The organism is Agathobacter rectalis ATCC 33656 (assembly GCF_000020605.1).
In the GTDB taxonomy this organism is placed as follows: domain Bacteria; phylum Bacillota; class Clostridia; order Lachnospirales; family Lachnospiraceae; genus Roseburia; species Roseburia rectalis.
This window is the reverse complement of record NC_012781.1, coordinates 89,210-102,440: the sequence shown is the minus strand read 5'-3', so window position 1 is coordinate 102,440 and position 13,231 is coordinate 89,210. Positions and strand designations below refer to the sequence as shown.

At 43.1% G+C, this 13,231-nt stretch carries 13 protein-coding genes and 1 riboswitch; of the genes, 1 reads left to right on the top strand and 12 read right to left on the bottom strand.

Annotation, left to right across the window (positions count from 1 at the left end):
• Positions 1-2 precede the first annotated feature (2 nt).
• The 3 genes from flgM to EUBREC_RS00470 form a co-directional block, all read right to left on the bottom strand.
• The gene (gene flgM, locus EUBREC_RS00480; RefSeq protein ID WP_012741031.1) at positions 3-278 is read right to left on the bottom strand and encodes a flagellar biosynthesis anti-sigma factor FlgM; all 276 of its coding nucleotides are present in this window, start codon (positions 276-278) and stop codon (positions 3-5) included.
• Positions 279-390: 112 nt separating this feature from the next.
• The gene (locus EUBREC_RS00475) at positions 391-864 is read right to left on the bottom strand and encodes an HAD family hydrolase (RefSeq protein ID WP_012741030.1); all 474 of its coding nucleotides are present in this window, start codon (positions 862-864) and stop codon (positions 391-393) included.
• A 108-nt stretch (positions 865-972) separates the two neighbouring features.
• Complete coding sequence (locus tag EUBREC_RS00470; RefSeq protein WP_041253758.1) at positions 973-2,700, bottom strand: ABC transporter ATP-binding protein; 1,728 nt, start codon at positions 2,698-2,700, stop codon at positions 973-975.
• A 269-nt stretch (positions 2,701-2,969) separates the two neighbouring features.
• Here EUBREC_RS00470 and EUBREC_RS00465 point away from each other — a divergent pair, with 269 nt between their 5' ends.
• On the top strand, positions 2,970-4,781 hold the full coding sequence (locus EUBREC_RS00465) for an AAA family ATPase (protein ID WP_041253756.1): 1,812 nt from the start codon (positions 2,970-2,972) through the stop codon (positions 4,779-4,781).
• Between the two features lie 5 nt (positions 4,782-4,786).
• On the opposite strand, the gene EUBREC_RS00460 is transcribed toward EUBREC_RS00465, so the two are convergent.
• From EUBREC_RS00460 to minC, 9 genes are all read right to left on the bottom strand, one after another.
• On the bottom strand, positions 4,787-5,350 hold the full coding sequence (locus tag EUBREC_RS00460; protein WP_015517604.1) for a helix-turn-helix domain-containing protein: 564 nt from the start codon (positions 5,348-5,350) through the stop codon (positions 4,787-4,789).
• Between the two features lie 31 nt (positions 5,351-5,381).
• Positions 5,382-6,566: an iron-containing alcohol dehydrogenase gene (locus tag EUBREC_RS00455; protein ID WP_012741026.1), complete on the bottom strand. Its 1,185-nt coding sequence runs from the start codon at positions 6,564-6,566 to the stop codon at positions 5,382-5,384.
• Positions 6,567-6,588: 22 nt separating this feature from the next.
• Positions 6,589-8,112, bottom strand: a complete 1,524-nt coding sequence (locus EUBREC_RS00450; protein WP_012741025.1) for an APC family permease — start codon at positions 8,110-8,112, stop codon at positions 6,589-6,591.
• Entirely contained in the window at positions 8,112-8,747 is a 636-nt protein-coding gene (locus EUBREC_RS00445) for a cytidylate kinase-like family protein (protein ID WP_012741024.1), read from the bottom strand. The genes EUBREC_RS00450 and EUBREC_RS00445 overlap by 1 nt, the downstream gene beginning before the upstream one ends.
• Before the next feature lie 160 nt (positions 8,748-8,907).
• Entirely contained in the window at positions 8,908-10,122 is a 1,215-nt protein-coding gene (locus tag EUBREC_RS00440; protein ID WP_012741023.1) for an aspartate aminotransferase family protein, read from the bottom strand.
• A gap of 373 nt (positions 10,123-10,495) precedes the next feature.
• Positions 10,496-11,068, bottom strand: a complete 573-nt coding sequence (locus EUBREC_RS00435) for a folate family ECF transporter S component (RefSeq protein ID WP_012741022.1) — start codon at positions 11,066-11,068, stop codon at positions 10,496-10,498.
• A gap of 63 nt (positions 11,069-11,131) precedes the next feature.
• Positions 11,132-11,229: riboswitch (THF riboswitch) on the bottom strand.
• Positions 11,230-11,367: 138 nt separating this feature from the next.
• Positions 11,368-11,649, bottom strand: a complete 282-nt coding sequence (minE, locus tag EUBREC_RS00430; RefSeq protein ID WP_012741021.1) for a cell division topological specificity factor MinE — start codon at positions 11,647-11,649, stop codon at positions 11,368-11,370.
• A gap of 15 nt (positions 11,650-11,664) precedes the next feature.
• Positions 11,665-12,456, bottom strand: coding sequence for a septum site-determining protein MinD (minD, locus tag EUBREC_RS00425; RefSeq protein WP_012741020.1), 792 nt, complete (start codon positions 12,454-12,456; stop codon positions 11,665-11,667).
• Between the two features lie 22 nt (positions 12,457-12,478).
• Positions 12,479-13,192, bottom strand: coding sequence for a septum site-determining protein MinC (gene minC / locus EUBREC_RS00420; protein WP_015517598.1), 714 nt, complete (start codon positions 13,190-13,192; stop codon positions 12,479-12,481).
• Positions 13,193-13,231 lie beyond the last annotated feature (39 nt).

Genomic DNA, 13,231 nt, shown 5'->3' with positions numbered 1-13,231 from the left:
TATTATAGAGAGTTGTACCTCTCTAACAGCTTGCTGGCGAAATCATCTCCACTGACCTGATACTGTCCGGAGTCTACCATGTTCTTAAGCAAAGCGACTTTATCTTCCCTGATGTCCGAAGCCTCTGATACTGCTTTTTTCGCAATCTGGTAATCTCTACCGGCCTGCGAAATTGATACCTGATCAGACATCCTCGACGCGCTTTGTGTCTTTGCTGTCTTTGTTGTTCTTGATACGCCATACAACTGGGCTATCTGATTATATGCATCTATACGCATAACAGGATCTCCTTTCTATTTATATTTCATCCTTGAAATATGTAAATTTTGCTTCCTGACATATTTATCGGATGTTTTTTTTATTTCTTTATAGACCGTGGAAAATTTTTGGTTACCGTTCGCATCCGCCTGTGAGAATCGTTGTGATGTGAGTGGATTTAATCCCCTCTGTCACTGTCTGCAAAAGTATGCGGTATGTATCCTCCACAAGCTCACAGTCCGACGGTTCAATCCCAAGCTCTGCTGCTTTTTTAAGAATGAACCTGACCTTGTCATCATCATGCTCCACCGCATAGATGTCATCAAACATACCAGCATAGTATCTGTCTAAAAATCTGCGCTTTGCAGCTGTCTCGATTTTAGTGCCTGATGTGGTAAGCACATACAGCTTCGTGCCTTTTTCCTTTGCCTTCATGGCATACTCCTTTACCTGCATCACAGGACGGCACCACTCATATGTATCCTCACCATGCTTACTGCAGTAGTCTGCCCACTGCACATCTGACATTCCTATCTGAAATTTTCCGTTTACCTTGTAGCACGGACTGCTTAAAGTGCCGTCTACGTCTATGAACATTGCCTGCATAGTGTCTGCTCCTATATAGTTAGTTTATGCAGCTATAATAACATGATTAAAGGGTCAAAAGGTATTTTGCCCCTCATTTATGATTAATCAGTGGAAATTTCCTTAATCCTACCTGCTCATATCATAATAGCGCGCATATATTCCGTCCTGTGCCAAAAGCTCCTCATGTGTGCCTCTCTCAGCAATGCCACAGTCAGCTACCACGAGAATTTCGTCCGCATTTCTGATTGTCGAAAGTCTGTGGGCAATTGTGATAGTCGTTCTGTCCTTTGCCAGCTCCTCAAGACTTTTCTGGATAAAGCGCTCGCTCTCATTGTCAAGGGCACTGGTTGCCTCATCAAGTATTAGCACAGGCGGATTTTTAAGGAACACCCTCGCAATGGAAATCCTCTGCTTCTGCCCTCCTGACAATCGTGTGCCTCTCTCACCGACAAACGTATCATATTTATCCGGCAGCTCCATGATAAAATCGTGGATATTCGCTTTTTTTGCCGCATCTACAATCTCATCCATCGTCGCATCCGGTTTTCCGTAGGCGATATTATCCTTTATGCTTCCGCCAAACAGATAAACATCCTGCGAAACCAGTCCAATCTGCGAGCGAAGGCTCTCAAGCGTGAGCTTTCTCACATCATTTCCATCTATTGTGACCCTGCCCTCCGTCACGTCATAAAACCGCGGAAGCAGTGAGCATATTGTCGTCTTTCCACTTCCTGACGGTCCTACAAGCGCAATTGATTTTCCTGCCGGTATCTCAAAGGATACGTGCGAAAGCACCGGTGTATCATCATCGCTATAGTGGAACGAAACATCCTCGTAACAGACATTTCCCTTTACATTTTTAAGCGGTTTTGCATCCGCAGCATCAACTATATCCGGCTCCGTTTCCACCACCTCTAAGAATCTTCTGAAGCCCGAAAGCCCCTTCTGCATCATCTCAGTCAGCTCTACAAGTATCTGGATAGGACTGATAAAGATGCCTATATACAGCGCATACATGGCAAGGTCGGATGCCTCCATCCTTCCATGCGCTATCAAAAAACCACCAAATACCAGCGTAACAAGATACATCATCCCCTGGAAAAATGCATTTCCGCTCATAAAGCTTCCCATACATCTGTAATTTGCATCCTTTGAAATCAGGAAATTTTCATTACTTCTGTTAAATTTTTCCTGCTCGATGCGCTCATTGGCAAATGACTGCACCACCCTTATGCCCGCCAGAGTATCCTGAAGACTCGAATTAATATCACCGATTTTTCGCCTGTTATCCATAAAGGTTTCCTGCATTTTCTTATTCTGTCCATATGAAAATACAAGCATAAGCACCACAAGAATAAGCATAGGAACCGCAAGCATACGGTTTATCATAAACAGAAAAATGAACGAACCGATTATCTTTATAAGCGATATAAAAAGATTCTCCGGTCCGTGATGCGCAAGCTCTGATATATCAAACAAATCGGATACGAGCTTGCTCATCATCTGTCCTGAATTATTCTGATCATAATACGAAAAAGAAAGCTTTTCATATTGGTCGAAAAGCTCCTTTCTCATGTCGCGCTCCATCCTCGCTCCCATCATGTGCCCCGCATATGTCACATAATACCTGCACGCAGTCTGTATGATATATGCCACCAAAAGGCCTATTGTAATAGGAATCAGCGCAGAAATGATTTTTCCCGGTGCTCCTGCAAAAAGGGTTTTGGTCAGCGTGCGAAGCAGCTGCGGAAACGCCAGATCTATGGCACTGATTATTGTTGCGCAAAGCAGGTCTATGAAAAAGACTGTTTTGTAGGGTTTATAGTATTTGATGAATTTCTTTAATGTTTGCATTGTGTCCTCCTGGGATGTTCTTTTTAAAACAATTTGTTTCTCAACGTACATCATTATATATAGGTAAACCTATATATGCAATAGGATAACCAATGAAAACACAGGATAACACCTGATAAATAACATAGCATTTCGTTTGTAGACGAAATCTATGCGAAATTTCCATATTGTTATGCGAAATCCATATGAAATCACAGTTGTTATATTTCGCATAATGACATATAATATAATCAAAGTATTGCTATTAAATTATTATGCGGAGGTGCCACATGGAATATTTATCTTGCTCAGATGCATCAAAAGCAATGGGATTTTCTGTACGAAGAATCCAGCAGATGTGCAAAAACGGTGAATTGCCCGGTGCAATAAAGGAAGGACGTAAATGGTTAATCCCTGACGAAACCATACACATGAATCATTTCGCGAAAAATAAATCTCTGCCAATAGGTGTATCTGATTTTAAGCTTGCAACCACCGGCTATTATTATGTAGATAAGACTCTGATGATACGTGATTTTCTGGATAAAAAGCCGATGGTATCTCTTTTCACACGCCCAAGGCGTTTTGGAAAAACTCTGAATATGGATATGCTGCGCGTATTTTTTGAAAAAACAAACGAGGATACATCTGTTTATTTCAAAGACAAACAGATATGGCAATGCGGCGATTACTACACTAAACATCAAGGACAGTATCCTGTCATTTTTTTGACGTTCAAAGATGTTAAAAGCATGACCTGGGAAGAAACCTTTCAAAAAATCCGCAGGCTTATATCTCTAGAATTTATACGACATAACGAGCTTGAGACAAGTTCTGTTTTAACCGCTTACGAAAAAGAACAATATCATCTTCTTGCCGGAGACAGCGGGGATGAAGTCGATTGTCAGATGGGTCTGCAGCTTTTATCATTACTGCTTCATAAGCATTATGGAAGGGAATGTATCATTATCATTGATGAATATGACACACCCATCCAGCAGGGGCATACCTGCAATTTCTATCCGGAAATAGTAAATTTCATGCGCAATTTTTTCTCAGGAGGACTCAAGGACAATCCACACCTTGCCTTTGGCTTTCTTACAGGAATACTGCGTGTAGCAAAGGAAAGTATCTTCAGCGGCATGAACAATCTGAAAACCTATTCTATTCTCGATGATGGCTACAGCTCTTATTTTGGTTTTACTGAAAAAGAGGTAAAAGACATGCTGCGATACTATGGAAAAGATGATAAATATAATGAGCTCAGCGAATGGTACGATGGATATCGTTTTGGCAATACAGAAATCTTTAATCCATGGTCTGTAATCAATTATATCTCTGACAACTGCTTTCCGAAAGCATTCTGGCAATCCACCGGCAGCAATGAGATAATCGGAGAAATTATCCAGGCAGCTACGCCTGAAATTACCAAAGACCTTTATAAGCTGCTCTGTGGTGAAAAAATCGCAGCCTATATTGATACCGGTGTTATCTATCCCGAGGTTCAGAATAATCCATATAGTATATACAGCTTTCTTCTGGTAGCCGGATACCTGAAGGTTGCCAATATTTATCCGCAAAGCGATGGAAATTTCATGTGTGACGTTGCTATTCCGAACAAAGAAATTACTTTTGTTTACGAAAAGGAGGTTCTAAACCGCACCAACCAAAATAGCCTTGCCATATCTATCAGTCAGGCTATCTTTTCCAAGGACACGCAAAAACTCCAGGCTCTGCTGGAGGATTTTATGGTAAAAAGCATTTCTTCTATTGATGGAGCTAATGAAGGCTTCTATCACGGAATGATGCTTGGTCTTTGTGCCATACTTGGAAACCGCTACAAGATACGCTCAAACCGCGAATCAGGCCTCGGTCGATTTGATATTCAGCTTATGCCTTTAACAAAGGGAATGCCCGGATTTATCTTTGAATTTAAACACACTAAAGATGAACATACCGATTTATCTGCATTAGCCGACAGCGCCCTGCAACAGATAGAAGCAAAGAAATACGACACAGAGCTGCGCGATAATGGTGTGAATTCAATTATAAGCATCGGTATTGCTTTTAGAGGGAAAAGTGCTGTGGTGAGGAGAGGCTAAAAATCTCACCGAATATTAGTATAATCCAAAAAGAAGCACATGCAGCTTGCCACCCTATCACCATCATTGCGATACAAATGAGGCTGATCGGTCTCAAACTTATACACCTGTCCCCTATGGATTTCCTGCACATGGTCGTGACACTCGACCGTTAGCACACCGTCTGTGACTGTAAGATATTCGCGTGTTTTCTCGCCGTGCCCACCGCTTGTATACACGCCGCCCGGCTCCACATCGATACGGTATACCTCAACCTCCCTTGAGTCCTCGTATGGGAAGCAGGTCCATACCCTGTACTGTCCCAAAAGCTCCTTTGTCGGGACCAGATCATCCGGAGATATGAGCGCATAGTCCACTCTTGGCGGATCTATAAGTCTTTGAAACTCAATTCGCAGACCGCTTGTGATTTTACCAAGCACTCCGATAGATGGATTCGCTGTGCCCTTTTCTATCTGAGCAAGCATGCTTTTACTCACACCGGTCTGCTCTGCTACCTGATCTAAGCTCATGCCCTTTGACTGACGTATTCTTTTTAAATTTTCAGATACATTGTGTGACAGATAATCCATACTCATATCTCCGTTTTTGTATTTTATAAGTTTACAGTGCCTTGCGATACAGCATCTCGATATCGCACTGGCGTGAAGCCCTTGGATTTACAGCAATGTTGCCACTCTTCATGGCATCGACAGCCATCGGCTCTATCCTGCTTTCTATCTCTTCCTTTGTGACTGTTCCGTTTTTGCTGGCATTGTTGATTGCAATGGTCAGATTCTCAGGGATTCCGATGTCTGTGCAAAGCTCCCTGATTGCATCTACCAGCATCATCGGCTCAAATTCGTCCGCATACGCAGAAATCGGTCTTATATCATTGTAGATAGTCAGATACTTGCCATGATCTGCAAGTGCATTGTACTCTGCGATTACAGGAAGCAGCACTGCATTTGCCACTCCGTGAGGCACATCGAAAAATGCGCTGACCGGATGACTCATCGCATGCACATTTCCGAGCCTTGCAAATGAGAATGCTATTCCTGCAAAAAGTGAGCCTGTCATCATAGCTTCTGCAGCCTCGATATCGTTTCTGTTTGCTACAAATCTGCGGATATTTTTACCGATAAGTGCCATCGCTTTTTCTGCCAGTGCATCAGAAAATGGCGATGCCGCTGTGGATACATACGCCTCCTCGGCATGGATAAATGCATCAATTCCGCAGGCTGCCGCTACGCTTGCCGGTGCTGTTGTGATGAGTTCTGCATCGAGAATTGCATATTTTGGCAATATCTCGTAGCTGAATACTGTGAGCTTATAGTTTCTGCTATGATCTGTGATTACAGAGAATGCTGTCACCTCTGAGCCGGTTCCTGCGGTGGTTGGTATCGCAATGAGCGGTACGATTGGTCCCGGCACCTTGTGTGCTCCCTCATAGTCTGTGACGCTTCCGCCATATTTGGCAACCACGCCCACTGCTTTTGCCACATCCATCGGTGAGCCGCCTCCGAATGCCACGATAAAGTCTGCGCCTGACTCCAGGTATTTTGCTGTGGCTTTCTCCACTGTTGTGACAGATGGATTTGCCTCTATATCTGTAAAAGTGTCTGCTTTTATGTCAACTGATGCCAGATAATCAGCTGCCTTTTTTACAAGTCCCATCTTCTCAAGATGCGGTCCTGAAATGATGAGCGCATGCTTTCCTCCAAGCTTTTTAGCTATTTCCGGCAGCTTTGAGAGACTGCCCTTTCCCACTGTGATGTCCTGTGGCTCCGAGAAATTAAATGTTTCCATATATAATCTGTCCTTTCTGTTCCTAGCTTGCTTTCTTGGCAAGTACCCTGTCTATTGCAGCATCGATAACCTTATCCAGTTCAACCTCATCTGCCTCCGGCATAAGTGTTGCAGCATCCTCATCTGAGATGAGCTCAACAAGTGTACCAAATGACTCCTTGTATTTCTTTTTACAGAAGACGAAGAATACCACGCCGAGCGCACACCATGCAAGCACGATGCCCCACTCCTGGACGATAAGTGTTCCGCCGCTTCCCGGTATACAGTACATGGCAACCATGAAGCCTGACATGATGACCGCCATCGTTCCAAAGAACTTGTATGCGGGAACCTTGTAAGGTCTTGGCATATCCGGCTTCTTCTTGCGAAGAATAATAAATGAAAGAGCAACCATGCAATATGCCACACAGCAGCCAAAGTTTCCGGCATCACTGATCCATACGAGCATCTTTCTGCCTGCAAAAGGTGCAAGCATTGTGAGAGATCCGATGAGAATCAGTGCATTGATAGGTGTCTTGTGCTTTGGATGAAGCTTTGCAAAAAACTTCGGAATCATATATGACTCTGCCATTGAGTACATGGCACGCGAGCCACCGAGCATAAATGAGTTCCATGAGGTTACGATACCGCACATTCCGCCGACTATTATAACCTTTGCCATTATCTTTGTGTTGAATGCGGCAGCCATTGCATCTGCTGTGACAAGTCCTGTTGCCTGCTCTGAATCAACAATTGCCTGTGGGCCCATGACAAGACCTACCGCAACAATGACAAGTGCGTAGAACACAACTGCCAGAACTACTGATAAGATAAGTATTGAGCCGATTTTCTTTGCCGGAACATTGATTTCCTCAGCCGCCTGAGGTATTACGTCAAATCCGATAAAGTAAAATGGTGACAGAGCTGCCACTCCGATAATTGCCTTTACGTTCAGACCTGCAGAGCTGCCTGCAAACATCTGTCCATCCAGGTTATCAACTGTTCCATTGATTACCGATGCAATTATCAACAAAATTCCGGCGCCACCAATAATACATGTGAGCACAGTCTGCAAAATCGCTGCTGTCTTTGCGCCGATAATGTTTATCATCATGATTAAAAATGCCACAACTATCGCCACAATAAGCCATGAAGCATAGATATCAAAGCCTGCTACCGTATACAGATATCCCTTCAAAAAGCCCGGCCACAGATATGTGATGATTGTTGGGAAAGCGCACGCCTCAAAGCATGCCACACTGACATATCCAAGGATAATCATCCACGTACATATGAATGAGCCTGTCGAACCCATTGCCTTGTAGCTGAATACATGCTCGCCACCGCACTGAGGCATGGCTGCTGTCAGCTCCGCGTAGGTCATTCCCACGAAAAATATCATGATACCGCCGATAACGAAGCCGATTGCGGCACCGAGCACTCCGCCCTTTTCAATCCAGCCTCCGGTTGAGACAACCCAGCCCCAGCCAATCATGGCTCCAAATGCAATTACAAGTACGTCCCAGGCATTCAGGACTTTGTTAAATTCTGATTTTTTCTGTTCCATTACTTGTCACCTCCAGCTTCTGTCTTACTTTCATTCTCTACCACTTTTCTTGCCAGAGACTCAATAAGCTCCGCTGTGCCATCCACTCCTAACAGGCTGCTGTCTATAAGCATATCCCTGTTGTGTCTATCGCCTCGGTTGCTTCCTGTCAGCGCCATATGACGCTTATGATAACGCTTATCCTTTTCAGTAATAAAAAGCTTTGCATCATCCTCCGACAAATTGTGGCTCTTCATTACGTTTTCAATCCTCACTTCATCCGGTGAATATATGAAAATACGTAAAATCGGTTTATGTTCCTTTAGTATATAGTCTGCTGAACGACCGATAATCACACACGACTCACGGTCTGATAATTTTCTGATTATAGTTTTCTGGACATGAATTGCACGCTCTGTGAGGTCTGCATATTTGGAGAAAGAGCCTCTGACATCACCCTCTGCACCTTTTCCGGCGATGGTGATACCTTCCTCAACCTTTTCCATGATATCCTTGGGAATACCGACCTCTTTTATTATTTCATCTACAGTATCCCTGTCATAAAATTTGATTCCCAGGTCTTTAGCAACCTTTTTGCCAATCTGGTTTCCTTTAGCGCCATATTCGCATCCTATTGTAATAACAAGATGTGCCATTTCGTTCCCCTCGCTTTTCTTATATACATCTTTATAATATGCTGATATTGTTCAAAAGAAGGGCGCACGAAGCTAATCGTGACGCCCTTGTCCTTTTATCCGGCTCGTAAAATCTGCCGCAATATATTCTGTTGCCTGCTTCAAATATAATTCAAGCCTTCTATGAAAGTGACTCAACAGTCTCCTTGATAATATCAAATGCCTTGTCGCACTCTTCCTCGCTTACGATAAGCGGTGGAACCATACGGATGATATGGCTTCCGATTGCTGTGATAAGCATATGACGGTCAAAGCAGCCATGCTTTACATCTACACCTGAGATTGTATCGTCAAACTCAACACCAACTAGGAGTCCCTGATGTCTTACCTCTTTTACGTGTGGAAGCTTCTCAAGCTTAGCTGCGAAATAATCACCAACCTTCTTTGCGTTTCCGGCAAGATCTCTGTCAAGCAGCTCGTTTACTTCTGCAAGTGCTGCTGCACAGCATACAGGGTGTCCACCAAAGGTTGTACCGTGTGAACCGGCTGAGAATGCTTTTGAAACCTCCTCTGTAGCACAGATAGCACCGATTGGCATTCCACCGCCAAGGCCCTTTGCCATAGAAACGATATCAGGTTTGATGCCGTAGTTCATGTAGCTCATTACAGCTCCGGTTCTGCACCATCCTGTCTGAACCTCATCGATAAGGAGGAGCATGCCCTTCTCATCACAGAACTCGCGAAGTCCCTTCATGAATTCAGGTGTTGCAGGATGAACACCGCCCTCGCCCTGTACAGGCTCAATCATGATAGCGATTGTGTTCTCTGTGCAAGCATCCTTGAAAGCCTTTAAGTCATTGTAAGGAGCGTATGAGAAGCCGTATGTCATTGGACCAAAGCCCACCTGGCATCCGTTTCCAGGCTGTCCTGTAGCTGACATAGCACCGAAGGTTCTGCCGTGGAAGCCATCCTTAGCAGTTACGATGTGATATCTGTTTGGACCATATTTCTCTATACCATATTTACGAGCCATCTTAATCATAGCCTCATTTGCCTCAGTTCCTGAGTTCTGGTAGAAAATCTTGTCCATTCCGATAGTCTTGCAGACCTTCTCAGCAAGCAGTGCCTGTGGAATGGTGTATGGATAGTTGAATGTATGCATGATGTCATCCACCTGATCCTTGACTGCTGCAACAACCTTAGGGTTTCTGCTGCCGGCATTGTTTACGGCGATTCCTGCGTAAAAGTCAAGGTATGGTGTGCCATTCTCATCATATAGATACATGCCCTCAGCAGTCTCAGCGATGAAATCGAAACGCTCATATGTCTCAATCATATACTTCTTTACTTTGTCTTTGATGTCCTGTGCTGTTAATCCTGTGTCTTTTAATCTCATAATATATTGCCTCCTAATTTAAATATCCTTGTGATTTTGATAAATAAAAAAGAGCAAAGTGCTTCACCGGTTAGCGTCTTTGCTCTTAAATATTCATAATTAATATGTAGTTGTTTGTTCGTTTTCTTTTGTGTATTATTTTGAACAAGTAAACAATATCACGTTCAATATATTGTGTCAACAATTTTCATTAAAAATGCGAAATACCTCATAATTGTCAGTTTAAAGGTGTTTATCCTTAAAATTATTAACACAAATCACCATTTAATGCTTAAAATATTATTTTAATATAATGTTTTGTGCATTATATTGTCTGTACATTATTCTGTTGCTATGTTCCTTTTTATCATTTATATACATTATAAAGAACACGCTATGCATTCTTTACAAGCTCCTGTTTACGGAAGGTGCGGAACAATCCAATCTGCTCCAGTGCCTTTGCAATGCCGAAAAAGACAATTGAATCTATCGGCCACATAATAAGATTCTTCAGTGCACGCATTGGAAGGATTGCCATAAATGCCTGTCCATACAGTACCTGCAGACACAGGGTATTTAGAATGACATTGCAGATGAGCATTACTACAAACTTCGCAGCAAGCACTCTCCATATGGTAAGCTTTTTCTTATAAAAGAAACATCCATATAAAACACCTGCAAGCATTACAACAAGTGTAAGCTGTGGACAAAATGGTCCTGTAGGCTTCATCAGATACTTGATGATGTCAAGCGCTCCGTGGAAAACAGCTCCGGCAACCGGCCCAAACAGGTAATCAACGATACCATTTGGAATACCGGAAAAACCGATACGGATAAACTGTCCATATTCGATGGAGAAATATCCAAGGATAACGGCAACTGCAGCAAGCATTGCCATAGTTGTGATGGTTCTGACCGATTTAAGCTCTCGGGCAGAATCGGTGAACAAAGTAACGAATTTTTTCATTAAAAAATTACCTCCTTTGCAGACCTCACCGAACTACAACAGGAGATAATTAATATCTTCGGATGCAGCGGGATGCGACTCATGTACCGCAAGATTTTCTTTTCGTCCGGGTGACAACTCCCTGTTCATCCGGCACTTAACGCACATGTGTCTACTCTGCTAAAATTTATTTATTTGTAACGTATTAAAGTATATCACACTCTAATATCAAATCAAGTCTTTTTATTCAATATAATAATTAAAGGGCCAAAACACCTTTTGACCCTCATATCTTATCATATCCTATTATTTTATTTACTCTATCTTGGATCCGGACGATGCTTCATGTCACGGATAGGAATATTGGCAACAAGTGCCGGAACCATTCCGTTGTTAGAATCAGACTCTGTCTCTGTGATTTTCACATCAAGAGCTTCCGCATCAATATCCATATAGCGGGAAATAACCTCAATGATATCCCTTTTCATCATCTCCATCATCTCCGATGAGCAGTTTGCACGGTCAGAAACCAGCACCAGCTTCAGGCGATCCTTTGCAACATTACCAGAAGATTTCTTTTTAAATAAATCCATTATACCCATGGTACGTATCCCCCTTTAATTTTTCTTAAACATATCCTTTAGCTTTTCAAAGACACCATGCTTCTGGTTTAAATCAAGGAAAGGAACCTCCTCGCCCATGATACGGCGGCAGATATTCATATATGCCTTTCCTGCAAGGCTGTCTGAGCCAACTAACGGCTCACCACGGTTTGTAGAAATAACAATCTGCTCATCATCCGGTACTGCACCGATTAAGTTGACTGCAAGGATCTCTGTTACATCATCCACATTCATCATATCACCGCGCTTAACCATATCGACACGCAGACGGTTGACAATCAGATCAATGCGCTTCATCTCATTTGCCTCGAGAAGGCCAACAATACGGTCAGCGTCACGGATTGCTGATACCTCAGGTGTAGTGACAACAAGTGCACGGTCAGCTCCTGCAACGGCATTCTTGAAGCCCTGCTCGATACCTGCCGGGCAATCAAGCAGAATATAGTCAAACTCCTCACGAAGCTCATTGATAAGCTCAACCATCTGCTCCGGTGTAACAGCATCCTTGTCCCTTGTCTGAGCTGATGGAAGCAGACACAGATCAGGATATTTCTTATCCTTGATAAGGGCCTGACGTATACGACATTTGCCCTCAACGACGTCTACGAGATTGTATACAATACGATTCTCAAGTCCCATAACAACATCCAGGTTACGCAGTCCGATGTCAGTATCAATCATAACAACCTTTTTATTTAACTGTGCAAGACCTGTACCAATATTTGCTGTGGTTGTGGTCTTGCCCACACCACCCTTTCCTGATGTGATAACGATTACTTCGCTCATGAACTTTATTCCTCCTACGTTCCTAAATGCTATTTAAAATATTTTTAGTAATTGGTTCGATGTAAATATATCCATCCTTTGCGATGGCTATCTGTGCCTGCTCCTGTGCCGGCTTTTCCTTGCGCCTTACCCTGTGCTTTGGCTGAGGCTCGTCCGGACTCTTCGCAATCAAATCACCAATCTGAATCTGAATCGGCTGCATATCAAGTGCAAATACAAAACAGCTCCTGTCACCTGTGCATCCGGCGTGAACATTGCCCTTTAATGCACCAAGAATAACGATATTGCCCTGAGCTATAATCTTGGCTCCCGGATTGACATCACCTATGATTGTGACCGAAGACTCGCTGGTAATCACCTGGCCTGACCTAAGCGTACCACGGTAAAACTGCTCCGGAACACTGACTGTCGCAACATTCTCGCACTGCTTCTGCACTGCCTCATTAAATGCCTCAACCTGCTCCTTCATAATGGCTTCCTGCTCGGTACCACTCTCCACAATGCACAAAATCTCAATTGTGGTATTTTCCTCAATAGCTGCAATTATCTGCTGCTGCTCTTCATCTGAAAGATGCCTTCCCTCAAATGAAATAGCAAGCTTTGCGTTTTTAAAAAAATTGGCGGATGCCTTAAACTTCTCCACAACTGCCTTTATCAAATCAGCAAATGGCATATCCGCATCTAAAATTAAATTGATTCCATATTTATTACTCTTTATCGTAACCGACTGTGACATGAGTACCTCCAATATCATTTAATATGAAATTCATTACTC

Bases quoted from the DNA above. Each gene is read 5' to 3' on its own strand.
- flgM (WP_012741031.1), bottom strand. From the start codon at position 278: ATGCGTATAGATGCATATAATCAGATAGCCCAGTTGTATGGCGTATCA.
- EUBREC_RS00475 (WP_012741030.1), bottom strand. From the start codon at position 864: ATGCAGGCAATGTTCATAGACGTAGACGGCACTTTAAGCAGTCCGTGC.
- EUBREC_RS00470 (WP_041253758.1), bottom strand. From the start codon at position 2,700: ATGCAAACATTAAAGAAATTCATCAAATACTATAAACCCTACAAAACA.
- EUBREC_RS00465 (WP_041253756.1), top strand. From the start codon at position 2,970: ATGGAATATTTATCTTGCTCAGATGCATCAAAAGCAATGGGATTTTCT.
- EUBREC_RS00460 (WP_015517604.1), bottom strand. From the start codon at position 5,350: ATGGATTATCTGTCACACAATGTATCTGAAAATTTAAAAAGAATACGT.
- EUBREC_RS00455 (WP_012741026.1), bottom strand. From the start codon at position 6,566: ATGGAAACATTTAATTTCTCGGAGCCACAGGACATCACAGTGGGAAAG.
- EUBREC_RS00450 (WP_012741025.1), bottom strand. From the start codon at position 8,112: ATGGAACAGAAAAAATCAGAATTTAACAAAGTCCTGAATGCCTGGGAC.
- EUBREC_RS00445 (WP_012741024.1), bottom strand. From the start codon at position 8,747: ATGGCACATCTTGTTATTACAATAGGATGCGAATATGGCGCTAAAGGA.
- EUBREC_RS00440 (WP_012741023.1), bottom strand. From the start codon at position 10,122: ATGAGATTAAAAGACACAGGATTAACAGCACAGGACATCAAAGACAAA.
- EUBREC_RS00435 (WP_012741022.1), bottom strand. From the start codon at position 11,068: ATGAAAAAATTCGTTACTTTGTTCACCGATTCTGCCCGAGAGCTTAAA.
- minE (WP_012741021.1), bottom strand. From the start codon at position 11,649: ATGGGTATAATGGATTTATTTAAAAAGAAATCTTCTGGTAATGTTGCA.
- minD (WP_012741020.1), bottom strand. From the start codon at position 12,456: ATGAGCGAAGTAATCGTTATCACATCAGGAAAGGGTGGTGTGGGCAAG.
- minC (WP_015517598.1), bottom strand. From the start codon at position 13,192: ATGTCACAGTCGGTTACGATAAAGAGTAATAAATATGGAATCAATTTA.